Origin of the sequence: Terribacillus sp. JSM ZJ617 (assembly GCF_044383785.1) — a bacterium.
Lineage (GTDB): Bacteria > Bacillota > Bacilli > Bacillales > Amphibacillaceae > Terribacillus.
Map to the genome: position 1 here is coordinate 611,400 of NZ_JBISEQ010000001.1, position 25,683 is coordinate 637,082.

At 44.2% G+C, this 25,683-nt stretch carries 28 protein-coding genes; 18 read left to right on the top strand and 10 right to left on the bottom strand.

The features are described 5' to 3' along the window. Nucleotides 1-22 precede the first annotated feature (22 nt). Entirely contained in the window at nt 23-928 is a 906-nt protein-coding gene (locus ACH6C1_RS02990) for an ABC transporter ATP-binding protein (RefSeq protein WP_374074496.1), read from the top strand. Beyond that, on the top strand, nt 921-2,171 hold the full coding sequence (locus ACH6C1_RS02995) for an ABC transporter permease (RefSeq protein WP_374074499.1): 1,251 nt from the start codon (nt 921-923) through the stop codon (nt 2,169-2,171). The genes ACH6C1_RS02990 and ACH6C1_RS02995 overlap by 8 nt, the downstream gene beginning before the upstream one ends. A gap of 117 nt (nt 2,172-2,288) precedes the next feature. On the opposite strand, the gene ACH6C1_RS03000 is transcribed toward ACH6C1_RS02995, so the two are convergent. The 4 genes from ACH6C1_RS03000 to ACH6C1_RS03015 all read right to left on the bottom strand — a co-directional run bounded on the left by ACH6C1_RS03000 (nt 2,289) and on the right by ACH6C1_RS03015 (nt 5,745). Beyond that, the gene (locus ACH6C1_RS03000; protein ID WP_374074501.1) at nt 2,289-2,717 is read right to left on the bottom strand and encodes a VOC family protein; all 429 of its coding nucleotides are present in this window, start codon (nt 2,715-2,717) and stop codon (nt 2,289-2,291) included. Nucleotides 2,718-2,848: 131 nt separating this feature from the next. Next, complete coding sequence (locus tag ACH6C1_RS03005; RefSeq protein WP_374074503.1) at nt 2,849-3,613, bottom strand: NAD-dependent epimerase/dehydratase family protein; 765 nt, start codon at nt 3,611-3,613, stop codon at nt 2,849-2,851. A gap of 3 nt (nt 3,614-3,616) precedes the next feature. After that, nucleotides 3,617-4,072 (bottom strand): methylated-DNA--[protein]-cysteine S-methyltransferase, encoded by a 456-nt coding sequence (locus ACH6C1_RS03010; RefSeq protein WP_374074505.1) that lies wholly within the window; start codon nt 4,070-4,072, stop codon nt 3,617-3,619. 53 nt (nt 4,073-4,125) lie between these two features. Then, the gene (locus ACH6C1_RS03015; RefSeq protein WP_366247862.1) at nt 4,126-5,745 is read right to left on the bottom strand and encodes an ABC-F family ATP-binding cassette domain-containing protein; all 1,620 of its coding nucleotides are present in this window, start codon (nt 5,743-5,745) and stop codon (nt 4,126-4,128) included. Nucleotides 5,746-5,963: 218 nt separating this feature from the next. On the opposite strand from ACH6C1_RS03015, the gene ACH6C1_RS03020 reads away from it, so the two are divergent. Further along, complete coding sequence (locus ACH6C1_RS03020) at nt 5,964-8,144, top strand: DNA topoisomerase III (protein WP_374074508.1); 2,181 nt, start codon at nt 5,964-5,966, stop codon at nt 8,142-8,144. 33 nt (nt 8,145-8,177) lie between these two features. Here the strand turns inward: ACH6C1_RS03020 and ACH6C1_RS03025 are convergent, their stop codons facing one another. Beyond that, a complete protein-coding gene (locus tag ACH6C1_RS03025; protein WP_374074510.1) occupies nt 8,178-8,816 on the bottom strand; it encodes a LysE family translocator in 639 nt (212 codons plus the stop codon). Nucleotides 8,817-8,942: 126 nt separating this feature from the next. Between ACH6C1_RS03025 and ACH6C1_RS03030 the strand changes: the two genes are divergently transcribed. The 11 genes from ACH6C1_RS03030 to ACH6C1_RS03080 all read left to right on the top strand — a co-directional run bounded on the left by ACH6C1_RS03030 (nt 8,943) and on the right by ACH6C1_RS03080 (nt 17,572). Further along, nucleotides 8,943-9,347, top strand: a complete 405-nt coding sequence (locus tag ACH6C1_RS03030) for an NUDIX hydrolase (RefSeq protein ID WP_374074512.1) — start codon at nt 8,943-8,945, stop codon at nt 9,345-9,347. Nucleotides 9,348-9,451: 104 nt separating this feature from the next. Beyond that, nucleotides 9,452-10,693, top strand: a complete 1,242-nt coding sequence (gene cypC, locus ACH6C1_RS03035) for a CYP152 family fatty-acid peroxygenase CypC (protein ID WP_374074514.1) — start codon at nt 9,452-9,454, stop codon at nt 10,691-10,693. Between the two features lie 39 nt (nt 10,694-10,732). Further along, nucleotides 10,733-11,218 carry an HXXEE domain-containing protein gene (locus tag ACH6C1_RS03040; RefSeq protein WP_374074517.1) on the top strand — a complete coding sequence of 162 codons (486 nt, stop codon included), beginning with the start codon at nt 10,733-10,735 and terminating at the stop codon, nt 11,216-11,218. A 140-nt stretch (nt 11,219-11,358) separates the two neighbouring features. Next, nucleotides 11,359-12,612: an alcohol acetyltransferase gene (locus tag ACH6C1_RS03045; protein ID WP_374074519.1), complete on the top strand. Its 1,254-nt coding sequence runs from the start codon at nt 11,359-11,361 to the stop codon at nt 12,610-12,612. Beyond that, nucleotides 12,612-13,325: a DUF6320 domain-containing protein gene (locus ACH6C1_RS03050; protein WP_095221059.1), complete on the top strand. Its 714-nt coding sequence runs from the start codon at nt 12,612-12,614 to the stop codon at nt 13,323-13,325. The genes ACH6C1_RS03045 and ACH6C1_RS03050 overlap by 1 nt, the downstream gene beginning before the upstream one ends. A gap of 640 nt (nt 13,326-13,965) precedes the next feature. Further along, nucleotides 13,966-14,268 carry a lmo0954 family membrane protein gene (locus tag ACH6C1_RS03055; protein ID WP_095221058.1) on the top strand — a complete coding sequence of 101 codons (303 nt, stop codon included), beginning with the start codon at nt 13,966-13,968 and terminating at the stop codon, nt 14,266-14,268. Nucleotides 14,269-14,285: 17 nt separating this feature from the next. Further along, nucleotides 14,286-14,450, top strand: a complete 165-nt coding sequence (locus tag ACH6C1_RS03060; protein ID WP_176465616.1) for a hypothetical protein — start codon at nt 14,286-14,288, stop codon at nt 14,448-14,450. Between the two features lie 20 nt (nt 14,451-14,470). Beyond that, nucleotides 14,471-15,094: a PspA/IM30 family protein gene (locus tag ACH6C1_RS03065; protein ID WP_095221057.1), complete on the top strand. Its 624-nt coding sequence runs from the start codon at nt 14,471-14,473 to the stop codon at nt 15,092-15,094. 89 nt (nt 15,095-15,183) lie between these two features. After that, nucleotides 15,184-15,903, top strand: a complete 720-nt coding sequence (gene liaF / locus ACH6C1_RS03070) for a cell wall-active antibiotics response protein LiaF (RefSeq protein WP_366247851.1) — start codon at nt 15,184-15,186, stop codon at nt 15,901-15,903. Next, nucleotides 15,900-16,943 (top strand): sensor histidine kinase, encoded by a 1,044-nt coding sequence (locus ACH6C1_RS03075; protein WP_374074523.1) that lies wholly within the window; start codon nt 15,900-15,902, stop codon nt 16,941-16,943. Before liaF ends, ACH6C1_RS03075 begins: the two co-directional genes overlap by 4 nt. Next, nucleotides 16,940-17,572 (top strand): response regulator, encoded by a 633-nt coding sequence (locus ACH6C1_RS03080; RefSeq protein ID WP_374074525.1) that lies wholly within the window; start codon nt 16,940-16,942, stop codon nt 17,570-17,572. Before ACH6C1_RS03075 ends, ACH6C1_RS03080 begins: the two co-directional genes overlap by 4 nt. Before the next feature lie 39 nt (nt 17,573-17,611). Here ACH6C1_RS03080 and ACH6C1_RS03085 read toward each other — a convergent pair whose 3' ends face one another. Continuing rightward, nucleotides 17,612-18,247, bottom strand: coding sequence for a YpmS family protein (locus ACH6C1_RS03085; RefSeq protein ID WP_176465614.1), 636 nt, complete (start codon nt 18,245-18,247; stop codon nt 17,612-17,614). Nucleotides 18,248-18,261: 14 nt separating this feature from the next. After that, nucleotides 18,262-19,167 (bottom strand): GDSL-type esterase/lipase family protein, encoded by a 906-nt coding sequence (locus ACH6C1_RS03090; RefSeq protein WP_374074528.1) that lies wholly within the window; start codon nt 19,165-19,167, stop codon nt 18,262-18,264. Nucleotides 19,168-19,384: 217 nt separating this feature from the next. Between ACH6C1_RS03090 and ACH6C1_RS03095 the strand changes: the two genes are divergently transcribed. After that, on the top strand, nt 19,385-19,582 hold the full coding sequence (locus ACH6C1_RS03095) for a DUF2188 domain-containing protein (RefSeq protein ID WP_374074530.1): 198 nt from the start codon (nt 19,385-19,387) through the stop codon (nt 19,580-19,582). A gap of 80 nt (nt 19,583-19,662) precedes the next feature. Next, the gene (locus ACH6C1_RS03100) at nt 19,663-19,914 is read left to right on the top strand and encodes a hypothetical protein (RefSeq protein WP_374074532.1); all 252 of its coding nucleotides are present in this window, start codon (nt 19,663-19,665) and stop codon (nt 19,912-19,914) included. A 7-nt stretch (nt 19,915-19,921) separates the two neighbouring features. Here ACH6C1_RS03100 and rarD read toward each other — a convergent pair whose 3' ends face one another. Continuing rightward, the gene (gene rarD / locus ACH6C1_RS03105) at nt 19,922-20,842 is read right to left on the bottom strand and encodes an EamA family transporter RarD (RefSeq protein WP_374074534.1); all 921 of its coding nucleotides are present in this window, start codon (nt 20,840-20,842) and stop codon (nt 19,922-19,924) included. Between the two features lie 172 nt (nt 20,843-21,014). Between rarD and cls the strand changes: the two genes are divergently transcribed. Continuing rightward, entirely contained in the window at nt 21,015-22,454 is a 1,440-nt protein-coding gene (gene cls, locus ACH6C1_RS03110; RefSeq protein ID WP_374074536.1) for a cardiolipin synthase, read from the top strand. Between the two features lie 31 nt (nt 22,455-22,485). Then, on the top strand, nt 22,486-23,025 hold the full coding sequence (locus ACH6C1_RS03115) for an acyl-CoA thioesterase (RefSeq protein WP_366247846.1): 540 nt from the start codon (nt 22,486-22,488) through the stop codon (nt 23,023-23,025). 40 nt (nt 23,026-23,065) lie between these two features. Here the strand turns inward: ACH6C1_RS03115 and ACH6C1_RS03120 are convergent, their stop codons facing one another. Beyond that, complete coding sequence (locus ACH6C1_RS03120) at nt 23,066-23,893, bottom strand: methyl-accepting chemotaxis protein (protein ID WP_374074538.1); 828 nt, start codon at nt 23,891-23,893, stop codon at nt 23,066-23,068. Between the two features lie 95 nt (nt 23,894-23,988). After that, nucleotides 23,989-25,590 carry an Eco57I restriction-modification methylase domain-containing protein gene (locus ACH6C1_RS03125; RefSeq protein ID WP_374074540.1) on the bottom strand — a complete coding sequence of 534 codons (1,602 nt, stop codon included), beginning with the start codon at nt 25,588-25,590 and terminating at the stop codon, nt 23,989-23,991. Nucleotides 25,591-25,683: the final 93 nt, after the last annotated feature.

The window sequence follows — 25,683 nt, forward strand, 5'->3', positions numbered from 1 at the left end:
TCATTAAGAGGAAAAAGAAAGGATGGTGCTAGTGCTTGAACTAAAAGATGTGACGAAGAGGTTCGGCAAGCATACTGCTGTCGACCAGCTGACATTGTCGATACCAGTGGGAGAAATTTTTGGATTCCTAGGAGCTAACGGTGCTGGTAAAACGACTACTTTCCGTATGATTCTTAACTTATTGGAGAATACAGAAGGAGAAATATTCTGGCGTGGTAAAAAGATTACGTATGACCAAAGTGATGAAATTGGCTATCTTCCGGAGGAACGCGGACTTTATCCAAAGCTTACCGTAAAGGATCAGCTCGTGTATCTAGCCAAGCTTAGGGGGATGGCAAAGGCAGACAGTGTGAAAGAAATAAAGAACTGGCTTGATCGATTTAATATAACAGAATATGAAAACAAGAAAGTGGAAGAGCTCTCTAAAGGAAACCAGCAGAAAATACAATTCATATCCGCTGTATTGCACAATCCTCGCCTATTGATATTGGATGAACCATTCTCAGGACTCGATCCGGTTAATGTGGAAATGCTGAAGCAGGCTGTAATGGACCTGAAAAATAATGGAACATCAATCATCTTCTCGTCTCACCGAATGGAGCATGTAGAAGAACTATGTCGTTTTCTTTGTATTATGAAGCATGGAAAGCCGGTCGTAGAGGGCGACTTGATCGAAATAAAGCGATCCTTCCGTAAGAAGAATATTACCATATCAGCAGACTATGACTTATCCTTTTTAAAAGAAGCACCTGGTGTGGTGAAGTACCATCAGACGCAGCAGGGATGCCGACTTCAGATTGCATCATCAGAAGATGCCGTTTCAGTATGGAAGCAGCTGACCGAGAAAGGATTTGTCAGCAAATTTGAAGTGGAAGAGCCAACGCTGAATGATATCTTCATTGAAAAGGCAGGTGAGTCTTATGCGTAAGTTTTGGACTGTGTTTTCGCATACCTATCTCTCTCGTGTAAAAACAAAAGGTTATGTCATTTCGAGTGCGATATTTTTGCTTGTTATCTGCGGAATCTTTTATGTGCCGGATATTATCGACCGTTTTACCGGCGATTCTGATGAACCGGTCGTAGCTGTTATAGATGAAACAGAAAATCAGCAGACCTATGAAGCATTACATGCCAGTGCAGAAGAATATCAGCTTGAATTATTTAATGGAAGTGAAGAAGAAGCGAAAGATGCAGTAGAGAATGAGGAATATGAAGGACTGCTCGTTTTAAGTCAGTCTGAACAAAGCTTGCCAGAAGCCGCTTTTTACAGTATGCAGCTCACGAACAGTACCAGTGAAACAATAGAAGCACAGCTGCAGCAAATCAAAGTTGCCCAAGCAGCTTCTCAGGCAGGCGTTGACGAAGCGACGATGCAGGATATATATGCACCAGTGTCTTTCCAGCGGGATGCCCTTGATGATAATGCAAAAACGGAAGAAGAATTGGCAGGATCATATGGACTTGTTTATATTTTAGTTTTTGCTCTATATATGAGTGTGATTGTTTACGGCATGATGATCGCAACGGATATCACCAATGAGAAATCATCAAGAGTGATGGAAATCTTGATCTCCAGCTCCTCGCCAGTCGGCCAAATGTTCGCCAAGATTCTGGCGATAGGAATGGTGGGACTTACACAAGTCGCTTTAATCACGGTGGCTGTGTATGCAATGGTGCAGATCCGCGGGGAAGAACTGGGCGGAGGCTTCTTCGATTTTATAGGTATCGCAAATGCATCGCCGGTCACATTAACGTTTGCGTTGATTTTCTTTATCCTAGGCTACTTCTTATATGCCACAATTTGTGCAGGGCTCGGATCGGTTGTAAGCAGAATGGAGGATGTCCAGCAGCTTGTTAGTCCGGTTATCTTCTTGGTGATGGGAGCATTCTTTCTATCTATCTATGGACTTAGCTCACCCGATTCACCACTCATAGTCGTGACATCTTACATTCCATTCTTCACACCGATGATTATGTTTTTACGTATTGGAATGCTTGGCGTTCCTGCCTGGGAAATAGCCCTTTCCATCGCAATCCTTGTAGCAACCATTTCGCTGATTGCTTGGATTGCTGCTAAAATTTATCGCGGCGGCGTATTGATGTATGGTAAAGGCGGATCATTCAATCAGCTGAAGGAAGCGTTAAAGCTGTCAGGAAATATAAAAAAATAGAGATGGTAAGATTGTTGAGCGTGCAGAGAACTTCTTGTTTTCTGTACTTTTTTTGCTAAAAAAATAAGCTCCCGCTTAGGCGGGAGCTATAGCTGCGCTTTATACCTTGCCACTCTTCTATTGCGCCTCATCTGCAGTAGATACCTGCCATGTTACACCGAATTTATCTTTGACCTGCCCATATAAAGGACTCCAGAAGGTCTGCTGCAGTTCCATAATGATTTGGCCGCCGCCTGACAGCTTCTCAAATACATCCTTTGTTTCTTCCGGAGCGCTGGTAATGACGGCAATTCCTACTTGGTCCCCTAACTCGAGCGGCTGACCTGGGAATGTATCAGATAGCATCAAGTAATTGCCGCCCACTTTTAAATGCGCATGCAAAACGCGATCCTTTGCTTCAGCCGGAATTGGGTGGTTAGGATCCTCCGGCATCTCACCAAAAGTTTGTATATGCAGTACTTGAGCCCCTAAGGCCTCCTCATATAATTTGACTGCTTCTTGTCCATTGCCGTTTGTCACAATGTAAGAATTGATTCCTTGTACCATGTCAGTTCATCCTTTTCTATGTTTTATTCCATTCCTGTAAGAATTTCGCGGCAGATTGCGAGATTCCTTTACTATCTATGTAAAAAAGAACTATCCTATCCATCCAGACTGGACGGATAGGATAGTTCGAATCATCTTCCGAAGTTGGTAAATATACCTCCAACAAAGTCAGTCACATTTTCCATCTTCACATTTTCTATTTCTTCCCGGTAATCCTCAGGATTGTCTTCGGGATCATAGCCGATTTTGGCTGCATCTCGATTATCAAAGTAGTCATTATGCAAGGAAGACACGCCATAAAAGACACTCGTGCCGATTTGGTCCGCCTCCAGACAACAGACAATCAGCTGATTCATATCCCGGACACTGATCCATGTATTCAGGTTGCGATGCTCCGCGGGTTTCTCCAAATAGCTGCCGATGCGTAGGCTGGCCGTTTCAATGCCATGCTTTTTGTGATACATATTCGCCAGGTTCTCGCCGAATGCTTTGCTGGAACCGTAGTATGTATCTGGCAGGTGAGGGGCATCTGGTCCGATCGATTGATTGATCGGGTGGAAGCCGACAGCGTGGTTGCTGCTGGCGAAGACGATGCGTTTGATACCGTGCTTCCGGGCTGCTTCGTATACATGATAGGTTCCATTGAAGTTGTTTCGGTTAATCTTCTCGTATGTGCTTTCTGTTGCAATCCCTCCCAAATGGACGATTGCATCCACACCTTCTGCCAGCTGTTCGACTTCTTCTGCTACAGCAAGATCAGCTTGTTTGAATGTACCGAATTGATTTAAGTCTTCGTCTTGTTTAATATCGGTCATCACTAGATCATATTGATCGTGGATAGCTTTGACTAAATTCTTGCCAATATGACCGGCAGCTCCTGTCACAAGTACTTTCATCTTTCATCTGCTCCTTTGTTGTTCGAATTCCAACAGCCAGTTCTTACGCCACGGCTCCCAGCGGTAACCTGTTACAATCCTGTTCCTGCCGACAACCCGATGGCAGGGGATGACGATCGCGAATGTGTTTCGCCCGACCGCACTGGCTGCTGCCCGAACGGCTCGTCCATTACCTGCATCTTCGGCAATTGTGCTATAAAAAGCGGAACTGCCATATGGTATTTGATTGACCTGTTCCCACACACGCTGCTGAAACGAAGTTCCGTTCATCGCCAGTGGCAGCTGGAAATTGGTAAGTTCACCGTTAAAATAAGCCTGCAGCTGAGTTTGAGCTAGTTTTGTCAGCATGTTTTCGTTAGCAGGCAGCTGTTCACCGAATAGGATGCTTGTTATGAGTTGATCTGTTGCTGTAATCTGTACATTACCTAAAGGCGTCTCGATATTACTTGTATAAGACATGATTGCCTCCTAAGAAATAAGCTCCAAAGCGGAAAGCCTTGGAGCTTGATAGATTAGCTGTACATTGCTGCAATTTCTTTCTGCAGCTTTTTGTCAGAAACATATTCATCATACGTCATTTCTTTATCTACGATACCAGCTGGAGTGATCTCGATCAGACGGTTCGCTATACTGTTCACAAACTGTTGGTCATGGGAAGTGAAGAGAAGAACACCTTTGAATTTGATCAATCCTTCGTTCAAGGACTGGATGGATTCAAGATCCAAGTGGTTCGTCGGTTCATCCATTACCAATACATTCGATTTGCTGAGCATCATCTTCGATAGCATACAGCGTACTTTTTCTCCTCCGGAAAGCACGTTCGCTTCTTTCAGTGCATCTTCACCACTGAATAGCATACGTCCAAGGAATCCGCGAAGGAACGTCTCTGTCTGGTCCTCAGGAGAGTACTGACGAAGCCATTCTACTAAAGTCAAATTCACACCATCAAAGTATTTGGAGTTGTCTTTCGGGAAGTACGATTGGGAAGTAGTGATACCCCATTTGTACTCACCAGCGTCAGGCTCCATTTCACCCATGATGATTTTCAATAGTGTTGTTTTCGCGATCTCATCGCGGCCGACAAGGGCAAGTTTGTCTTCGCGGCCGATTGTGAAGCTGACGTTATCGAGTACTTTGACACCGTCGATTGTCTTCGAAATGCCTTTGACAGTAAGTACATCATTACCGATTTCGCGCTCTTGCTGGAATCCTACATACGGATAGCGGCGGGAAGAAGGCTTGATGTCTTCCAATGTGATGTTATCAAGCATCTTCTTACGGGAAGTCGCTTGCTTGGATTTCGAAGCATTCGCACTGAATCGCGCGACGAACGCTTGTAATTCCTTGATTTTCTCTTCTTTTTTCTTGTTCTCATCCTGTGCCATTTGTGTAGCTAACTGGCTGGATTCATACCAGAAGTCATAGTTACCGACATAAAGCTGAATTTTACCAAAATCAACATCCGCGATATGTGTACAAATCTTGTTTAAGAAGTGACGGTCGTGGGATACGACGATAACTGTGTTATCGAAATTGATCAAGAATTCTTCCAGCCACTGGATCGCCTGCAAATCAAGTCCGTTGGTAGGCTCATCCAGAAGCAAAACATCCGGGTTGCCGAACAAGGCTTGTGCAAGGAGCACTTTCACTTTCTCGGAACCAGTCAATTCAGCCATTTTTTTATCATGCAAGTTTTCAGAAATACCTAAGCCTTTTAATAGAACAGCGGCATCAGATTCTGCTTCCCAACCGTTAAGCTCTGCGAATTCACCTTCAAGTTCAGCGGCACGCATGCCGTCTGCTTCAGAGAAGTCGGCTTTTGCATAAAGCGCATCTTTTTCTTCGATGATTTTGAATAGACGCTCATGACCCATCATGACCGTTTGCAGAACTTCATGCTCTTCATAACCGAAGTGGTTCTGTTTCAGGAAGGCTAGACGCTCTCCATCACCAATCGCTACGTTACCTACCTGCGGCTCAACATCACCAGAAAGTACTTTCAAGAAAGTGGATTTTCCAGCACCGTTTGCACCTATAACCCCATAGCAGTTTCCAGGGGTGAACTTTATATTAACTTCTTCAAATAGCTTTTTGTCGCCATATTGTAGACCTACATTATTTACCGTTATCATGTATACCTTTTCCTCCATGATCAAAAATGTCACGCATGCCTTAAGCTTACGGGAAATAAGAGTGTAAGTCAATGTTCAAAAATTTGTAAAAGATATAGGTAAGGTTAGAATGAAAGCAGAGAAGTGACTCCTTTAGAAACTGCTGCCCATGCCGCTTGCTCCCGAAAAAAGCCGCCATGTGCTAAACTATAGGAAGTGATTCGAGAAAGGATGTTTTCATGGGTAAAACGGTTGTACTGGCAGAGAAGCCATCTGTCGGCCGCGATATAGCGCGTGTTCTTGGCTGTACGAAGAAGACGAACAGCTATATGGAAGGAAAAGACTATATTGTAACGTGGGCGCTTGGTCATTTAGTGACATTGGCAGACCCGGAGACATATGACGATAAATATAAAACTTGGAAAATAGAGGACTTGCCGATGCTGCCGGATAAGCTGAAGCTTGTTGTGATCAAGCAGACTGGCAGGCAGTTCAGCACAGTAAAAACGCAATTGAACAGAAGCGACGTCAGTGATATTGTCATTGCCACTGATGCCGGGCGTGAAGGGGAGCTTGTTGCACGCTGGATCCTAGAGAAAGCTCGTGTGAACAAGCCTGTGAAACGGTTGTGGATATCCTCGGTTACGGATAAAGCGATCAAGGACGGCTTTAAAAACCTGAAAAGCGGCAAGCAGTTCGAGAACCTCTATAAAGCAGCGGTAGCCCGCTCTGAGGCTGATTGGTATGTCGGTCTGAATGCAACACGTGCATTGACGACGAAATTCAACGCACAGCTGTCCAGTGGACGCGTGCAGACGCCGACTTTGGCGATGATCCATCACCGGGAAGAAGAGATAAAGAACTTCAAGCCAGAGACATTCTATGGCATCGAAGCAAAGACTCAGAAAGGCTTGCGCCTCGTCTGGAAGGATCAGAAGCATAACAGTACACGGACGTTCTCTAAAGATAAGGTAGAGCAGGTGCTTCAGAAGCTGAATCAGGTCAAGGCTACAGTGAAGGAAGTGGAGAAGAAGCTGAAGAAGAGCTATGCTCCACAGTTGTATGATCTGACTGAACTTCAGCGCGATGCGAACCGTCTGTTTGGGTTTGGCGGTAAAGAAACACTCAATATCATGCAGCAGCTGTATGAGCGTCATAAGCTTCTCACATATCCGCGTACGGACTCACGTTATCTTTCTTCTGATATCGTTCCTACGCTGAAGGATCGGGTTAAAGCTGCAGGTGTAGGAAGCTACGGCCGTCTGGCAACGAAAATTACGAACGCACCAATTAAAGCGACAAAAGCATTTGTTGACGACAAGAAGGTATCTGATCACCACGCAATCATTCCAACCGATCAGAATGCGTATGGTGCTGACCTTTCCGATAAGGAACGGAAAATCTATGATTTGGTCATCAAGCGTTTCTTCGCTGTCCTGTTCCCGCCGTTTGAATATGAACAGACAACATTGACTGTTGAGGCAGCTGGAGAAACCTTCACTGCCAAAGGTAAAATCGTACAAAAGCAAGGCTGGAAGGAAGTCTATGCGAACAGCTTTGATGACGAGGAAGCCGATGACGATCAAACGTTGCCGAACGTCGAAAAAGGCGAGGAGTGGTCGCTTGCGTATCGGATGACGACGGGCGAGACGAAACCGCCGGAACGATTCACAGAAGGCACCTTGCTTCATGCGATGGAAAATCCGGTCCGTTTCATGGCTGGTGAGAACAAGGATCTTATCAAAACGATCGGCCAGACTGGCGGACTTGGCACAGTTGCGACACGCGCCGATATCATTGATAAACTGTTCAATACATTCTATATCGAGAAACAAGGCAAGTATCTGAAGATGACTTCCAAAGGCCGACAGCTGCTTGAGCTTGTACCGGAAGACTTGAAATCACCAGCATTGACTGCAGAATGGGAAATGAAGCTAAGTGCCATCGCGGAAGGCAAGCTGAACCAGCAGCAATACATTTCTGAAATGAAAGAGTATGCGAAAGAAGTCGTTACCGAAATCAAGAACAGCGAGCATAAGTATAAGCATGATAATATGACGGGTACACAGTGTCCGGATTGCGGCAAACTGATGCTTGAAGTCAATGGCAAACGTGGTCGTATGCTCGTTTGTCAGGACCGGGAATGCGGACATAAGAAAAATATCGCCAAAACGACGAATGCCCGCTGCCCGAACTGTCATAAGCGTTTGGAATTGCGCGGTGAAGGGGAAGGTCAGATTTTCTTCTGCAAATGCGGACATCGTGAAAAGCTGAGTACGTTCAACGAACGCCGCAAGAAAGAGAAAACCAATAAAGCGAGTAAGCGTGATGTACAGAAGTATCTGAAGAAGAATCAGCAAGATGATAGCTTCACAAATACTGCATTGGCTGATGCACTTGCTAAATTTAAGAAACAATAAACGAAGAAGCCCTGCCATTTGGCAGGGCTTCTTTTAATACAGGCGGGGAGAAAAGGTGATTTTGCGCAGCACATCATCCCAGACGATTTTTCCGCCATAGATGAGGAAGACAAAGCCAAACACTACATCCAAGTATGATTGAAATTTAACGACAATCTTACGGATTTGTTTCATGCCGACAAGCAGCAATGTCCCAACGTACCACGCACTGTTGCCAAGCAGGAAGCAGATGATAAGCAGAAATGGATTTTGCAGCTGGTCGGTACTAGCGAATTGGGGGAAGATACTCAGGAAGAACAAGCTGACTTTTGGATTCAGGAAGTTGCTTAGGAACCCCATCCGGAAAGCCTGCACTTTTGTGATGGTAAATGCTGCGCTATCATGCGTGCTTTTTTTGCTGCGTAAAAGACGAATGATTTTCTGGATGCCAAGATAAATCAAATAACATGCCCCAAGCAGCCGGATGCTAGTGAACAGGATTACAGATTCCTGCAGAATCATCGATAGTCCGAATAAGGCAAAACCGATATGAATGAGCAGGCTGCAGCGGTTGCCGAGCAATGTGATGAACCCGAATCCTTTGCCATGCGACAAGGTGTTTCGTGTCATAAGCAAAAAATCAGGGCCTGGCGTAGCAGCTAAAGCGAATCCAAGAAGAATGATCTCAGGCAATTGAATGGCCTCCTTTTTTTAGATTCTACCATTAACGGAAGATGGGAGAAATGCTCATAAAAAATCTTTATAGCAGCAGGAACCGTCGTCCCTGCTAGGGAAAGAAACAAGAAGGAGGAGTTTAAGATGCCACCAAAACATATTGTTTCCGCCGCAGCAATTGTTCGGAACGACCAAGGACATATTTTACTGATTAAAGGACCAAAACGAGGCTGGGAGATGCCGGGAGGGCAAGTGGAAGAAGGGGAATCACTTGAACAGGCAGCAATTCGGGAAGTGAAGGAAGAAAGCGGAATCGATATAGAAGTGAACAGGTTTTGCGGAGTCTATCAAAATACAGAAAAAAGTATCTGCAATACCCTTTTCCTAGGCAAACCGATTGGCGGTGTTTGTACGCCTTCGGAAGAAAGTCTGGAAGTTGGCTATTTTCCGCTTGAAGAAGTAAAGGAAATGGTAACCTGGGGAAACTTCCTGGAACGGATCGAGAGCTGCCTTGATGAGAATCAGCACCCATTTTATGTAGCATTTTAATACATAGGAAGTACCTTGCTTAGAGAAAATAAGCAAGGTACTTTTCGTTTTCATCCTGCAATCCAAGGGAAATAGACAAACTAAACAGGGAAGGGTGACATGATATGTCCATGCCGAAGGAAGAAGGATTAGATCATAGTCTAGCTTTTTTAAAAGAAGGCTATGAATTCATCCTGCATAGGAGAAAAAGCTTTCAGTCAAATGTGTTTGAGACTACATTGCTCGGAAAAAAGGCTATTTGTCTTGGTGGAAGAGAAGGTGCAGCGCTCTTTTATGACCCAGATAAGTTCATTCGTGCTGGAGCTGCTCCGAATCGGCTTGTTAAAACACTATTTGGCGAAGGCGGTGTTCAGACGCTGGATGGGGAACAGCATCGTAATCGCAAGGGGATGTTCATGTCCATCATGTCTAAGGCTCAGCTGCAGCAGCTCGATAAATTGTTGGAATCGGAATGGGAGAAGGCTAGCGAGCAATGGGAAACAAACGATCAGATAACGTTATATAAAGAATCACAGAAAATCCTGATGAAGGCCGCATGTGATTGGGCAGGGGTGCCGCTGGATGATGAGGAAAAAAGGACAGATCAAATGCGACACCTATTCGAATCGCCAGCAGCCGTAGGACCCGCCCACTGGAAAGGACGAACATCCCGTTCTGATGCGGAGAACTGGATTGCCGGACTTGTCGAGCAGGTAAGGAATGGGAATCTGCATGCGACTAAGGAAGGCGCACTCCGCGTTTTTTCCGAGCATCGGGATAGTGATGGGAAGCTGCTTCCTGAAAAGATAGTTGCTGTAGAAGTGCTGAACGTACTGCGGCCTATAGTCGCCATCAGTATTTATATTGCTTTTGCTGCACTTGCCCTGCATCAGTTTCCAGGAGAAAAAGAACGGCTGAAAAAGGGGGATGGCAGTATCCGCAGGTTCGTACAAGAAACCCGCCGCTTCTATCCATTCTTCCCCGCAACCATGGCAAAAGTGAAAAAGGATTTCGAATGGGAAGGCTATCAATTCAAGGAAGGTACCATGACCTTGCTGGATCTGTATGGTAACAATCATGATCCGCATTTATGGGAGCAGCCGGATCTATTCAATCCAGACCGATTCCTCGATTGGAAGGAAAGCCCATTTGACTTTATCCCACAGGGCGGCGGGGACTTTGACATGGGACATCGCTGTGCTGGAGAATGGGTCACGATACAGGTGATGGAAGTTAGCATTGACTTTCTTACAAACCGCCTGCAATATAATGTTCCAAAGCAGGATTATAGCTATAGTCATTCTGCCATGCCGAGTATGCCGAAGAGTCAAATGATACTAGCTGATATTCGGAAGTTAAACAACTGATTTGGTTATTATGCGATAATGAAGGGGAGGGGGGTATATATGGAGGTCCTGCTTTTCCTTATCGCAGTTACATTACATAATATAGAGGAAGCTATCTTTTTGCCTGCTTGGTCTAAGACAAGCAAGTATCAAAAGACAGTGGAACCAAAGGTATTCCATTTTGCGGTAACTGTCATAACATTACTTGCATGTTCCATTGGTACATTGTATCTGCTCTGGCCATCTAATATATATTTTCAGTACCTTCAGATCGGTTTGATTGGCGCTATGCTTCTAAATGTAATCGTGCCCCATGCTATTGCAATGATTGCAGAGCGGAAATACGCTCCAGGCATTGTCACAGGTCTTATCTTGATTTTTCCGTTTGGAGGCATAGCAATGTATCATATCCTTCAGGTTACGGAGATTGCCATTTCGGCAGTTGTCTTTTCTGCTGTTGGTACCGGTATTTTACTATTAGGTATAATACATATATTACTTGTTATCGGAAAACGTTTCTTCCACAAAGAGCACCATTCAAAATGATTAGCGAGTTTTTTAATGTCTGCCAGTTTTAACTGGGAGAGAAGAATAGCATTCAAGCCTGAGTAAACTAAATAACAGTTTTATGGTTAAGTTGATCTTATTTATAACTAAGAAACCGAGCACAAAAAGGAGATAGTAGTATGGAAACAGATTGGTACAAACTAGATAGTGCTGGTAAGCTTTATGCTTCTACTGTTTCTTCCAGGGTATCCACTGTCTTTCGTCTTTCTGTAAGTATGTACAAATCTGTCAATGCTGCATTTCTTCAAGAAGCTTTAGAGGAAACATTGGAAGAGATATCTTCCTTCAAAGTTATCGTAAAAAGAGGTGTATTTTGGTACTACTTCGAAAAGACAGCCACTATTCCTACTGTATCTGAAGAGCATTATTATCCTTGTTCCAATTTATTTTTCAGAGGTCGTAACACATTTCCTTACAGAGTGCTTTACTATAATAAAAAAATCTCTTTAGAGCTTTCCCATATGCTGACCGACGGTACTGGAGGAATAGAATTTCTAAAGCTGTTGGTAAGAAACTATTTGAAAAAAGAAGGTGTTGACCTGCCTTGTATACGGGAAAAGCTTAATGGCTTTAATTTTGATAACGCCTTTTTCCAGCATTACGAAAAGATGGTTCCAAACTGGCAGGATACTCTGGATAGAGCCTATAAGCTGCCATTAAGATTGGACAAAAGAGGCGTGTATCACGTTACGACTGGTAAGCTTGGGATTCAAGAATTGAAGAAGATAGCAAAGCAATACCAAACAAGTATCACAACCTATTTGCTGGCATTATATGCTGAAATATTGATTGAGATTCAAGCGGAAAATGCGAAAACAAGAAGGCCTATTACAATAAATGTTCCCGTTAATTTACGTAATTTCTTTAAAACGAATACATTGAAAAATTTCTTTGTAAGTGTTCCGGTAACGATAGATCCTCGACTTGGTACATATAGTTTCGAGGATATCATTGAAACGATTAGTATAGAGCTAAAACGATATCTAAATGATAAACAGTTAAAAACATTAATTGCGCGCGGAGTGAGGGGAGAACGTAATTTTTTGCTGCGGGCGCTGCCTTTGTTTGTAAAAGATTGGATCTCTCCAATGGTGCACGCCAGGTTTGGCGAAAACTTATACACAAGCTCGATCTCCAATCTAGGAGTAATATCACTTGATACAGAATTAGAAAAACATGTGGAGCGCTTTGAATTTTATCCTCCGCCAAGTATCGGCAACAAGATAAAAGCTGGAGTAATAAGCTACAAGGATGATATGTATATTACTTTTGGTAATTTATCGAATGACCGACTGGTAGAAAGAATGTTTTTTAGGAAATTAGTTAAAGAAGGCGTACAAATAAAAATCGAAACCAACAGGAGTGCATATTAATGGCTTACTGTCCTAAATGCGGGGTGAGTGTTGAAAAGGACCAAATTCCTTGTCCGCTATGCTTTACATACATACCGAAAATTGTAAGCGATGAAGAATTGCTGGATGCGAACGGGTTTCCAACATATTATAGTTTATATGAAAACCTGGTGAATTTTTTCATACGTGTTGTGTATCGTGTTCTATGTGTTCTGATGATCCTGGGATTCCTTATTCCTACACTTATAGATGTCATATTGAATAAAGAGTTGACATGGTCTTTATACAGCAACTTATCTATTGTTATATGCTGGAGTTTTCTATATGTTGCCTTTGGTTATGTGAAAGGAACTAGAGATAAAATTATCGTCTTACTCATAACAATATGCGCTGGTTTAGTAGGTTTTGACGTAATCAATGGATATACAGGATGGTCAGTCGAAACGGCATTCCCGCTCCTGGGTATTTCTCTGTTGCTGCTGGTAATAAATATAGCTATTTTTAAAAGGAATAGAAGCTGGTTTCGCCAAAGCGGCTATATCATTTTCTCTATTCTTATACTCCTCATCGGAATTGAGTTTATAGTAGGCAGGTATGCAGATACAGAAAACATAGTTTTTCATTCTGTGGATGAGCTTCTTCCGTCTACTTTACTAGGTTCTATTTTGCTCCTGATTTCATATAGAATGCCTAAAAAGTGGGTAGAGAAGTTGAAGCGGAAGTTTCATATTTGATTTAGATGTTTAGTTAATAAGGACGTTCGTGAATTATCTCGATAATTTACGAGCGTTTTTTTGTTTGTTTTTATTGGAGCAATATGATTAGTTACTGCGATGAAAGGACACCCTCCGGGCTTTCTCGCTTCCTTCTCCGTTCCTAACCGGCTTTTTCCGCCTTTCAATGTTGTCTAGCTGCGGTGACCAGAAACTGTGCTGTAAGCGATAAATCCCTGCGTGGGTAAGGGCGCCCACTCCGGGCTTTCTCACTAACCGCTCCGTTCCTAACCGGCTTTTTCCGCCTTTCGTATGTGATCTAGTTCCAGAAACCAGAAACTGCGCTGTAAGCAATGAATCCCTACTTGGGGAAAAGCGCCCCACTCCGGGCTCCCTTACTTACCTCTCCGTTTCTAACCGGTTTCTTACGCTTTTCAATGTTGTCTAGCTGCGGTGACCAGAAACTGTGCTGTAAGCGATAAATCCCTGCGTGGGTAAGGGCGCCCACTCCGGGCTTTCTCACTAACCGCTCCGTTTCTGAACGGTCACCTCCGCTTTTCTTTCATAAGACCAAAGTCTTATTCAAGTTATGGCTGGGGGTCGTTATGGGGGAGCGGGGATAGCGGTAGACTAGGAGTATGAAAGGAAGGAGAGAGGCTTGATGAAGAAGGTGTTATTGATCATCGGTGCGGTTATTGCTGCGGCAGTGCTCTTGGCTAATCTTGGCTCGCTGCTTGTGCTGGCTATCAGTGTAGCAATTGGCTATTACGGGTTGAGGAGGTTCATCCTGACAGATAGTGTCGGTGCCAAGATTGGCTGGGGTGTAGTGATTGGAATCGGTGTATGTATTTCACTTTCCAATTTGCCGGCGTTGATCGGATTGGTTGCTCTTGCAGCTTTGTATTACATGTACCGGGCTTGGAAGAAGGAAAAGGAAGCTGAGAAGTTCGATTATACTCTGTAAATGGAAGGAAGAGCATAGTGGACGATTACTTGGAGCAGCGAATACGTGTGCTGGAATTGGAAGTGGAAGAGCTGAAGGAGCAGGCAAAGCCGAATAGGCAGGATAATACGTGGATTTGGGCATTTATCCCGATTTTGGCACTGCTCATCCCAGTATTGGCTCTTGTTGATGACATATTTTAAACAAAAAAGGAGAGGTACACATGGAAAACATTTTTACTCGTATTAAACAGGCGGTAGCAGCGGATTTTCACGAAATCTTGGATAAGAAGGAAGAAAAGAATCCAACGGTTCAACTCAGTCAATATATTCGTCAATGCGAGCAGCAAGCGAAAAAGATTCGTGAATTGATCGAAAAGCAATACCAGCTCAAGCATGATTTCACGAAGGAATATCATGCAGCGCAGGCAATGGCGGATAAACGGGAGAGACAGGCGAAGCTTGCTGCCGAGCAAGGGGAAGCAGAACTTGCTGAACAAGCGCAAAACGAACGTGAGCAATATCAGGAACGCGCAGACAAGATTAAAGCAATGATGGATAAAGCAAGTTCTGACCTGCAGGAGCTTGAGAAGAAGTACGTGCAGATGAAGCATAAACTAAAAGACCTTTATGTAAAGAAAATGGAGTTCGCGGAGCGTGAGAATGTCGCAAAAGCGCATCGAAGCATGAATGAAATATTGAAACATAAACCTGAATTCGAATTTGCTACAAACAAATTCAATGATTTGGAAGGCTATATTGACCGTTTGGAACGGAAAGTGGACGCAGATTACAGGAAAATGACATTGGATGCCAAGCTTGCAGAGCTTGAGAAGAAATCTAGTTAAAATAGGCACATCATGGTAATCTAGGAAGGACACAGGCGGCTGTGTGCTTCCTTATTTACACTTGCCGCATGAAAGGGAGTGCCTCGGAATTGAAGCCTAACGATATGATCCGCTGGCTGCTGATCACAGCAGCTGTCGTTTTTGTGGCTGAATTATTGATATCAGGCACAGGTGTCCTGATAGGGATCGGAATCGGGATATTCTTCATTTATCTTGGAAAACGGAGGCTTTCCAATGGTAAAAGACCAGTCATGTTTTGGATAGGGATAGTCATTGTTGCCTTCAGTTTATTGCAATCATTTGCTTTTTATCTTGTGCTGACAGCAGGCATTATCTATTACTTTTCGAAAATCCATGACAGTGCGGCAAATAAACCGCAAACCTATCAGCCTTCCTTTGACCAGGCTGCGTCGGAGGAGCAAGTATTCGAACAGAAATCTCTATTCCAAAACAGCTGGTTTGGTGCGCAGTCGGCAGGGAGTGGCGTTTATGAGTGGCAGGATACGAATATCCAATCGTTCATAGGCGATACAATCATTGATTTGAATTATACTGTGCTGCCAAAAGAAGAAGCCGTCCTGATGGTGCGTAAAGTGCTCGGAAATGTACGAATCATAGTGCCATATGATATAGAAGTCGATGTCCATCATTCAGTTGTGTATGGCTCAGTCACAATTTTCGACCACAGGGAACAGAACTGCTGGAGCAAAGTGATCCATTTGCGTACGAAAGGCTATCAGCAATCCTCCCAGCGCATCAAAATCGTTACCAGTGTAGTAGCCGGTAAGCTGGAGGTGGTGCGCGTATGAGTAATATCGTGAAACGCCATGTTGGCTTCGGTATGCTGTACAGTGTGCTATTGCTGGTCGGATTAACTATTCTGTATATTATCGATTTTCCTTTGGATGATTGGAAAGATATCTGGACGATGCATGAAAGCACCCTGCCATTTTTAGTTGCAGCCCCGCTCTTTGTCCTTTTTTCTGGGGCTATTCTTGGATTGTTCTCCGGGCTGTATTGGCGCAAGCGCTGGCATCAGGCGGCGAGGGAAATGGAAAGCATCCGGGAAGGTCAGCAGCCGTTGAAGAAACGCAGCTTCAGCTTAACCGAGCTGCAGCAGACATGGGCTGAACTCGAACGTCTTCAGACTTATATGAATGAACAGGCTAAGCTTGCCCAAAAGCTGACAAATGAGCGAGTGATCGATCGTGAGGAAGAGGTCCAGCGTATTGTATCAGAGGAGCGGAATCGCCTGGCAAGGGAATTGCATGACTCAGTCAGTCAAGAGCTGTTTGCAGCATCTATGCTGATTTCTGCTTTGACGGAATCCGAGGGAGAAGAGACAGCTCTGTTTAAAGCACTGAAGCAGCTGGAGGCAATGGTACAGCAATCACAGCTGGAGATGCGTGCACTGCTGCTGCATCTAAGACCGGCTGCACTGAAAGGGAAAACGCTGCAGGAAGGGATGGAGCTGCTCCTGGAAGATTTGCGGGCAAAGGTACCCCTATCGATCGACTGGGAGCTGGACACATTTCCTGTAGAGATAGGGATCGAGGACCAGCTGTTCCGAATCGTGCAGGAGTCGGTATCCAACACGCTGCGTCATGCGAAAGCTGAAAGCTTGTCAATCAAACTGCTGCAGCGCGACAGCTTTATTATCCTGCTTGTTGCAGATGATGGTATCGGTTTTGAAATAGGTACCGAACAGCCAGGTGCATACGGTTTACAAAATATGAAGGAGCGGGCAGCGGAAATCGGCGCTCATCTGCGTGTGGTAAGTGTGCCGAAGCAAGGCACACGCTTGGAGGTACGCGTTCCGATGCTTGACAGAGAGGAAGAAGAAGCATGATCAAGGTGCTTTTTGTAGACGATCATGAAATGGTCCGAATCGGAGTTTCAGCCTATCTATCCACCCAAGCTGATATCGAGGTGATAGGTGAAGCAGATAATGGAGAGGAAGCGGTGGAGCTTGCACTTGATTTGCGTCCGGATATCATCTTGATGGATCTTGTAATGGACCGTATGGATGGAATAGAGGCTACCAAACAAATCATAGCTGCTTGGCCAGAAGCCAAAGTAATCGTCGTCACAAGCTTCCTGGATGATGATAAAGTATATCCAGCCCTGGAAGCAGGAGCTGCCAGCTATTTGCTGAAAACATCCAAAGCTTCTGAAATAGCGAAGGCAATCAGATCTACATATAATGGCACGTCAGTCTTCGAGCCTGAAGTGACGAATAAAGTGATGGCACGCATGCGAAAGCCCCAAGCTCCCATTTTACACGATACATTGACAGCCAGAGAGCAGGAGGTGCTGCTTTTGATAGCGAAGGGCAGATCGAATCAAGAGATTGCCTCTGAACTGTTCATAGCTTTAAAGACAGTCAAAGTGCATGTCAGTAATATTCTAAGTAAGCTCGAGGTGCAGGACCGGACACAAGCAGCAATTTATGTCCATGAGAATGGGCTTCTTCCATAAAAAAACAGGGCATCCCTATAAGGGAATGCCCTGTTTTTTTTACAAGCCGAATGTATCATTCGGGATATACAGCTTAAAGCTAAGATTATCATTCGGTAAATCGAATTGCTCTACTTCCACGTGGAAATTGTTCTCTAATTCCATTTGGGTAACAGCAACATAAATGGATTCTTCATCCGGATTGATAGTTACCCACTCTGGCATTTTATAATATCTATCTATATATTTGAGAACTTTATCATTCGGCAGGGAAAGACTGCCGAGGGAGATATCACGCTGTACAAGCAATAGATCTCCGTTATCCTGTACCTGCGGCTCGAGTGTCATCTGCAGCGGAATCCGCACGCCGAATGCGGTAATACCTCCGCTTAGCTCTACAGCATCATCACCTAGAACGACAGCATAATTATCGGAATTATCATTAAGCTCTTTATCGATATATGCGTTTATCAGTTCATTAACATTTGCTTTCGTTGAGCTGATTGTGAACTCCGAGGAGTCAGAGCTGTCAAATTGTGCTTCCTTCGGAGGCTCCGGTGCCGGACTGAATGCCGGAAGGAAAATGAGCAGCAATAGAAGCAGCAGGACGATACCATTCGCAATAGCTAATATTTTAAAGTATTTTTTCCAGTCACGCTGCTTCGGTGGCTGAGATTCGTTCTTCCTGTTTTCCACGATACATCACCTGCCTATTCATCGTCTTCCTGTATTACGGGCTTGATGCTTTCCAATACCCTTTCTGCAACTTTACCATACCCGACTTCATTCGGGTGGAAGTAGTCTTCAGATAATAAATCAGCTGTTTTATTTTCGAATAAATCAGTGGTTTCGATATAATGCTGGTCGTTCTCTTCTGCGACCTGCTTGCCTATGTCATTGTACTCCTTGATGATTGTTCCGAGCTGGTCTTGTAATTCTGGGAAGTTCCCCTCGAATGGGTTATAAAAGCCGATCAAATATACCTCGGCATCTGGATTCAACGTATCAATTTTATTGAAAACATCATTCATTCGTTCCTCATAGGCTGGCATGGCAGCACTATAGTCCTCATAATCCAAGTCGGTGAAGTGCTCCTTTGTCACTTTCATAATGTCATTGGCACCGATTGTAATCAGGACAACATCAGCATTCTTGATGGAAGCTGAAATGATAGGATCATCCAGTCTTTTCAGCAGCTGATCTGTTCGATTTCCGCGTTTACCGAAGTTATCAATCTTCACACGATCATCTGTCTGTTCAAAGGTTTGCTGAAGAATACCGACATAACCGCCATTCTCCGTCTCATCACCGACTCCTTGAGTCAAACTATCACCAACAGCCGTAATATGCAAATCTTCCTTGATGAAGAGGCCGAGTGTATCCTTAAGCAATCGCTGGAAAGCATCTTTTATGTCAGAAGAACTATCCGCTTCTTCTTCCGATGCGGCAGCGTCTTCATCAGGATTTCCGGAGGAATCAGTTTCAGATGGAACGACCTCTGCAGTGGAATTGGTGACTGTTGTTTTTTTTTCGGATGCAGCAAGGACAATCATTGTGCCGATGATAATGGCAAGCAGGAATGATGCGATAATCAAGTAGATTTTTCTTTTTTGCAAGCATCATCACCCTCGTTTGGTAGAAATATAGTTACGTATTCCCGCTAGCAAATTCCTTAGACAGCGGTATACGATAAAATACAATCGTGAATTGAATGTAAAATTATATCTTACTAGATTTAAAGGGAGTTGAATAGTGGGAACAGCTGGCATGTCATGTTTCACGAGATGAACAGCTGGGAACAAAATTTGTAAAGTTATGAAGGAGGGACATGGTATGAAAGGATACAGTGGTGTCCCGAATAAGGATGTGTCTGGCTGGTACGTGAAGATAGAAAATGTGGCACCGGCTGAATATCATAGTTCGCGTGATGATGCTGTTCTGGAAGCGGAAGGACTTGCCAAGGATAATGCGCCTAGCAAAGTTGTCATCTATGATGCTCACCAGGAGATTGGGGAGGAACGGCAGATTTAAAAAAATCCCGGCAGGAATTGCCGATATGTTATAACCGATTGGGCAGTTCCTGAATAAGCTGAACAGCAGGAGGTGCAGGTATGGATTTTTCCTTGCTGCTGTTAGCTTTTTCTGGAATTGCACTGCTTAGTATCGGAGTGCTGCGACATTTCACGAAGGACCCGTTCGTCTTATTCATCCCGGCTGCTGTAACGGCTTTGCTGCTGCTTGTTACCAGTGTATTCTCCTTCTTGTTTCAGGAGGAGATCATCAAAGGGACATTATACATCTTTGCTACTATCTTATGTGGATTATTTGTGTTATTGCTTTTCTTGCCACCTTTTCGTAAATAAAGGTGGCTTATTTTGCAGCTTGGGCTTGTTTTAGCTGCTTCGTCGTCAGGCGCTTCAGCCGGATACCCGAAATGGTGTAGAGGACTAGAGCTCCCCAAATACATGAAAAAGCGATCAGGTGTGCATGTGTGAATGCTTCGCCGAATAAAGTGACACCTAAGAGAAGCATGAGTGTCGGGCCGATATATTGGAGCAAACCGATTTGTGTCAAAGTAAGCCTGCGGGCTCCATGGGCAAACAGCAGAAGCGGTGCGGCTGTGGCAGCCCCAGACAAAAATAGGATGATAGCTGTACCTGTAGCTATCGGTTCGCTATGTGCTGCTGGTACAAATAGCAGATACAAAATGGCCAGAGGTGTGACGAACATTGTTTCGATTGTCAGTCCGAACATTGGCGGAATGGTAACGACTTTTTTCAACAGGCCATAAACAGCGAAACTGATTGCGAGCAGGAATGATACCCAAGGAAACACACCATAACTGATAGTCAGATAGAGTACCCCAAGAGCGGCAAGGATGAAGCTGACAATTTGCAAGCGAGTACTTTTTTCCTTCAAGACAATCATCGCGAGCAAAATGCTGATCAGTGGATTTATATAATAACCTAAGCTGGACTGCAGGACATGTCCGGAATTTACCGCCCAGATAAATACGAGCCAATTGAGGCTTACGGTCAAGGAAGCAGCGAACAGACCCCAGAACGCACGCTTATCTGAAACTAAATCCTTAACTTGTTTCAGGAAGGGCCGGATTTTCCCTAGCAAAAGAACTACAAGGATCATTGTCACAAAGGACCAGACGATTCTGTGAGCCAGCAGATGACCTGCGTCTATTTCCCCTAATAAGTTCCAAAAAAGCGGCAGTACGCCCCACATCACGTATGCGATTGCTGCATACACGACGCCGGACTTGGATGATTGCGATTGCATATTATTATGGCCTCTCTTTCTTTCTCTGTATGATTCAAGTGTAAGGTTGAGTTTGACGCTTTTCAATACTTTTGTTTCTTTTGGGGTTACAAGAAGTTGTCAATGCTTGCTGTGATACTATATATTAGTATGGGTAATTGGAAATATGCTACATATGAAGGGAGACGCTCATGTGCATATATTTGCGTATTTATTAGGATTATTAACTATCATAAATATTCTCCTGGCATTAGCGATTGTTTTCCTGGAAAGGCGCGATGCCAGTGTCACATGGGCATGGCTGCTCGTACTCGTCTTTATTCCGGTAGCGGGCTTCGTGATTTATTTGCTTTTCGGCCGCAAGCTCTCGGGTAAGATATTCACCTGGGATACGAAATCCAGACTTGGCGTGAAGAAGCAAGTACAGGCCCAATTACGCGCTATCGAGGAAGATACATTCGTCTATAAACAGGAGGCGGTTAAGGAATACAAAGACCTGGCCTACATGCATTTGCGGAATGATGATGCAATTTTGACGCAGGGGAATGATGTGGAGCTGTTCACGGATGGCCAGAAGAAGTTTCATGCGCTGCTGCATGATCTTTCGCAGGCAAAGGACCATATCCACCTTTTGTATTATATTGTGCGAAGCGACAAGCTTGGCGAACGGTTGGCAGATGTATTGATTATGAAGGCACAAGAAGGCGTCAAGGTGCGCTTTTTATATGATGATATGGGCTCGCGAAGTATCAAGAAGAACTATGTTCGCAGACTCGTAAAAGCTGGTGTTGAAATCGAAGCTTTCTTCCCGTCCTTCATTCCGAAAATCAATCTGAAGCTCAATCACCGAAATCACCGTAAATTGGCTATCATCGATGGGAAGGTCGGCTATATTGGCGGCTTCAATATCGGGGATGAGTATTTAGGTTATGATAAAAAATTCGGGTACTGGCGTGATACGCATCTGCGGATCACTGGAGAGGCCGTAAGAGCAATGCAGACACGCTTCATTTTGGATTGGAACCAAGCTTCCCGGCATGATATCGAATATGAAGACCGCTATTATTTATCTGAACCAGTCGGTAATGTCGGGGTGCAGATCGTTTCAAGTGGACCGGATTCTGAATGGGAGCAGATCAAGCATGGCTATATCAAGATGATTCTCTCTGCCAAGAAGTATGTATATATCCAGACGCCATACTTCATTCCGGATGAGAGTCTGGCGGATGCACTGAAGGTTGCTGTGCTGTCAGGGGTAGACGTCCGGATCATGATTCCGAACAAGCCGGATCATCCATTTGTTTATTGGGCAACTTACTCGAATGCGGGTGACTTGATCAAGGCCGGTGCCCAAGTTTATATTTATCAAAATGGCTTCCTGCATGCGAAGACGATTGTGGTGGATGATAAGATATCTTCGGTCGGAACAGCTAATATCGATGTCCGAAGCTTCCGTCTGAATTTCGAAGTAAATGCATTTTTATATGATCAAAATACGGCAGGGGTATTGAAAGAAAAATTTGAAGAGGATATCCTATTATCAACACAGCTTTCACATAAACTATATAAACAGAGGTCAAACTGGATTCGTTTCAAGGAATCCATTTCGCGTTTGATCTCCCCGATCTTGTAGCCTAAAGTCTGGCGGAAAGAAGGAACCCATAGTGAAATCGAAACCATGTATCGCATCTTTGACAGTTAAAACGTCCCATGTACTTCCTCCTGATACGAACAACCACGGTACGCTGTTCGGAGGGACGCTCATGGCTCATATCGATGACGTAGCAGCAATCGCTGCATACCGCCATGCTAGGCAGCTTGTTGTGACAGCTTCAACCGACAGTGTGGATTTCCTTGCACCGGTGAAAGTAGGAGATACAATCTGTGTAGAAGCATTTGTTACGTGGACAAACAATACCTCCATGGAGGTTTTTGTCAAAGCAGTGACAGAGGATTTGCGCACAGGAGACAGAAAGGTATCGGCAACAGCGTTTTTAACGATGGTTGCATTGGATGACAACAAACAGCCGGTTGTAGTACCAGAAGTATTTCCGGAAAGCCCGGAAGAGAAGTGGCTGCATGATGGTGCGCCGCAGCGTGCTGCCTATCGAAAGGAACGGTTAAAGCGATCCAAGGAAATGGCAGTGGCATTCGGAACAGACTATCCATGGTACCGTAACGATGGCCGTAATTTCGAAGAATAATAAGTAAGACGAGCCTGCTTTCATGCTAGGCTCGTCTTTTTTATGTCAATATATTCTTTTCTGCATATTCCCGCAGGTCGGCAGCTGTTTTTGTCAGTGTTTCAATTTCAGTCATAAACTCAGTAACAAGCTTGGCTTCCTCCTGGGAAGAGCTTGCAATTTCTTGGAAATCATTTTGCATCCGATTGATAGAATCCTTTATTGCACGAAGTGTTTCTTCGATACTGACAGTTGCATTCTTTGATTCAATACTGAGCTTGCGGACTTCTGTAGCCACAACTCCGAATCCGGCGCCAGCACTGCCTACGCGTGCTGCTTCAATGGCTGCGTTGAGGCCGAGAAGATTCGTCTGCTCACTGATACCTTTTATCGTTCCTGCAATATCAGTTATTTTAGCAGAGTGTGCCACTGTATTGCGTGTATTCTCGGAGATTTGCTCAGTCGTTGCAGATAACTCCTCAGAATGCGCTGCAATATGCTGTATCTTTCCTAGTAAAGCATCGGTTGCGCTTTCCATACTGCTGATAATGTCCTTGAACAGATCTTGTTTGGCTGTCGTCACTGCACAATTCAAACCGCCAATCATCTTCCCATCATCGTCTTTTATCGGGATGGAAATGCTATCAAATGGTACGCCGAATTGTTCTTTCGGTACTTTTACGATAGTAACGCCGTCTGGATTGACTTGCTTGAATTGCTTGTAGTCTTCAGGTAATGGATCTCCAGCTTTATGGTGGAAGTTTAGATCTGCACTTGGAGAATAATACAGATACTGCTCTGCATCAAAAATGGTGATCATTGCTTCTTCTCTAAGGATTGCTTTTATATATGGCACTGCTGTTATGATTGCTTCAATTTTATTTTCCAATGTCATCCCCCTAGTAGCTATACATGTACATTCGTATCTATCGGAGGAATCCAGGAATAGTTTAGCGTTTTTAATCAAAAAAAGAGGAGCTTTTTTTACAGCTCCTCTTCCTCATATGGTTGAATCCAATCATGAAACAACTCGTTCAGCAGCCGATAGTGGTGCTCCAATTCCCGCTGATCTCCGTCATGTGTCGTTAAATATTCGATTCGTCCGTATAGACTGCGGATTTCCTGCTTCTGATCCTCAGAAAGTGCGTGAACATCCAAGACAAGGGATGAGTTCAGATCATCAGGCTCCAGTTTCTTCAGATCCTTACCGTATTCCTTGTGAGGATTTGCCATTAGCTCCTGCGCTCTGTCACTGAGGAAATAAGCCATGAAAAGATCTGCATCTTGTTCATATTCCTCATAAAAATGAATACCGATTAACTGGTCCAGATGGCGGACATTGGTTTTATTTCGTACAAACTGTATCTGCTTCCGGTTGAATACACTTACCAAGATCGAAGCTGCGTCCAATACAGGATACCGGTACCATGGTTTGCGGGATCGGATGAGGTGGCGCTGATCTACGCGGTGGGCCTTGCCATCCTCCAGATACTGTACCAATGCATGATCTAATTGTTCATCATCAGCGTTCAGCAAAAGCATTTGTTCATCCTCTTGCACGAGCTGTTTATAATCAATATACGTAAAAAAGGGATTTTTCAATTGTGCTGATTTAGAAATACAAGGCAGAAAATGCTGCTTGCCGATGTTCCACTGGCGCATCTTGCTATTATTGAAGCAGAAATACTGATTTGATCCAGTTTTTATACCCTGTTTAGCTGCAGCAAAATGGTTAAGCGGCTGGACGTTCTTGAAACGTTTCTGGTCTTCCTGATAGAAATGTAATCTCCATTTATCAGCTGGGGCCAGATCCTGTTGGCGGCGAATGATACCCAGGGGCTTTTTCCGATCAGACAGCATATATGCTGCTGCCTGCTGAAGCTCCTCATTGGATTGCGTTCGAATAAACTCAATTGTGCCACTTCTGTTTGACTTATCGAATAGCAGGAGAGAGCTGGTAGTCGCTGCCCCTTTGAACCAGCCCATCTGGATGTCAGTATTTATGATCATTTCCAAGCCGCTATCATTCAGAAGGTATTCTTTTATTTTCGTCCCATACCGTGCATTCAAAAAGTCTGACGGTACAATAAATGCAGCGCGTCCGTGTTCTTCTAACTGATGCAGTGCTTTCAATATAAATAGACCGTACAAATTAGTATATGTAGAAAGCGAGACGCCCATATTCTGCCGGAATAGGTTTAAGTAGATTTCCTTCTCATCTTCGTTTCGGAAAGGAATATAGGGAGGATTGCATATAATACCGTCATATGTTTTGTCCCATCCATCTACAAGGAAATCATGCTCATATAGCTGAATGGACGAATGGGATGAGAAAAAGTGCCTGTTAGCTTCCAGAATCTCTAAGTCTTCATCGTAAGCGTCTATATCATATGTAGTTGGTATATCTTTAACCAGCTTCCCCATACCGACAGCAGGATCAAGCAGCCTCCTGCCCTCCAGATTATGCAGCACCCACTGTTTCATCATGTGTGCAATATAATCGGGGGTGAAATACTGACCATAATGCCGGCGATGGAGCGCAGAACTCTTATTTAAATATGATTCTTCCAATCCATACTCTTCCAACAGGGAACACCTCCTTAATAAAATAGGTAAAAACAACTAGATTCATTGTATTACAAATCCAACATAGTTTTCCAGTAAAAGGAGAGAGGATTG

What these genes read in the sequence shown, in the direction of transcription:
- ACH6C1_RS02990 (WP_374074496.1), top strand. Translation starts at nt 23, where the DNA reads ATGGTGCTAGTGCTTGAACTAAAAGATGTGACGAAGAGGTTCGGCAAG.
- ACH6C1_RS02995 (WP_374074499.1), top strand. Translation starts at nt 921, where the DNA reads ATGCGTAAGTTTTGGACTGTGTTTTCGCATACCTATCTCTCTCGTGTA.
- ACH6C1_RS03000 (WP_374074501.1), bottom strand. Translation starts at nt 2,717, where the DNA reads ATGGTACAAGGAATCAATTCTTACATTGTGACAAACGGCAATGGACAA.
- ACH6C1_RS03005 (WP_374074503.1), bottom strand. Translation starts at nt 3,613, where the DNA reads ATGAAAGTACTTGTGACAGGAGCTGCCGGTCATATTGGCAAGAATTTA.
- ACH6C1_RS03010 (WP_374074505.1), bottom strand. Translation starts at nt 4,072, where the DNA reads ATGTCTTATACAAGTAATATCGAGACGCCTTTAGGTAATGTACAGATT.
- ACH6C1_RS03015 (WP_366247862.1), bottom strand. Translation starts at nt 5,745, where the DNA reads ATGATAACGGTAAATAATGTAGGTCTACAATATGGCGACAAAAAGCTA.
- ACH6C1_RS03020 (WP_374074508.1), top strand. Translation starts at nt 5,964, where the DNA reads ATGGGTAAAACGGTTGTACTGGCAGAGAAGCCATCTGTCGGCCGCGAT.
- ACH6C1_RS03030 (WP_374074512.1), top strand. Translation starts at nt 8,943, where the DNA reads ATGCCACCAAAACATATTGTTTCCGCCGCAGCAATTGTTCGGAACGAC.
- cypC (WP_374074514.1), top strand. Translation starts at nt 9,452, where the DNA reads ATGTCCATGCCGAAGGAAGAAGGATTAGATCATAGTCTAGCTTTTTTA.
- ACH6C1_RS03040 (WP_374074517.1), top strand. Translation starts at nt 10,733, where the DNA reads ATGGAGGTCCTGCTTTTCCTTATCGCAGTTACATTACATAATATAGAG.
- ACH6C1_RS03045 (WP_374074519.1), top strand. Translation starts at nt 11,359, where the DNA reads ATGGAAACAGATTGGTACAAACTAGATAGTGCTGGTAAGCTTTATGCT.
- ACH6C1_RS03050 (WP_095221059.1), top strand. Translation starts at nt 12,612, where the DNA reads ATGGCTTACTGTCCTAAATGCGGGGTGAGTGTTGAAAAGGACCAAATT.
- ACH6C1_RS03055 (WP_095221058.1), top strand. Translation starts at nt 13,966, where the DNA reads ATGAAGAAGGTGTTATTGATCATCGGTGCGGTTATTGCTGCGGCAGTG.
- ACH6C1_RS03065 (WP_095221057.1), top strand. Translation starts at nt 14,471, where the DNA reads ATGGAAAACATTTTTACTCGTATTAAACAGGCGGTAGCAGCGGATTTT.
- ACH6C1_RS03075 (WP_374074523.1), top strand. Translation starts at nt 15,900, where the DNA reads ATGAGTAATATCGTGAAACGCCATGTTGGCTTCGGTATGCTGTACAGT.
- ACH6C1_RS03080 (WP_374074525.1), top strand. Translation starts at nt 16,940, where the DNA reads ATGATCAAGGTGCTTTTTGTAGACGATCATGAAATGGTCCGAATCGGA.
- ACH6C1_RS03095 (WP_374074530.1), top strand. Translation starts at nt 19,385, where the DNA reads ATGAAAGGATACAGTGGTGTCCCGAATAAGGATGTGTCTGGCTGGTAC.
- ACH6C1_RS03100 (WP_374074532.1), top strand. Translation starts at nt 19,663, where the DNA reads ATGGATTTTTCCTTGCTGCTGTTAGCTTTTTCTGGAATTGCACTGCTT.
- rarD (WP_374074534.1), bottom strand. Translation starts at nt 20,842, where the DNA reads ATGCAATCGCAATCATCCAAGTCCGGCGTCGTGTATGCAGCAATCGCA.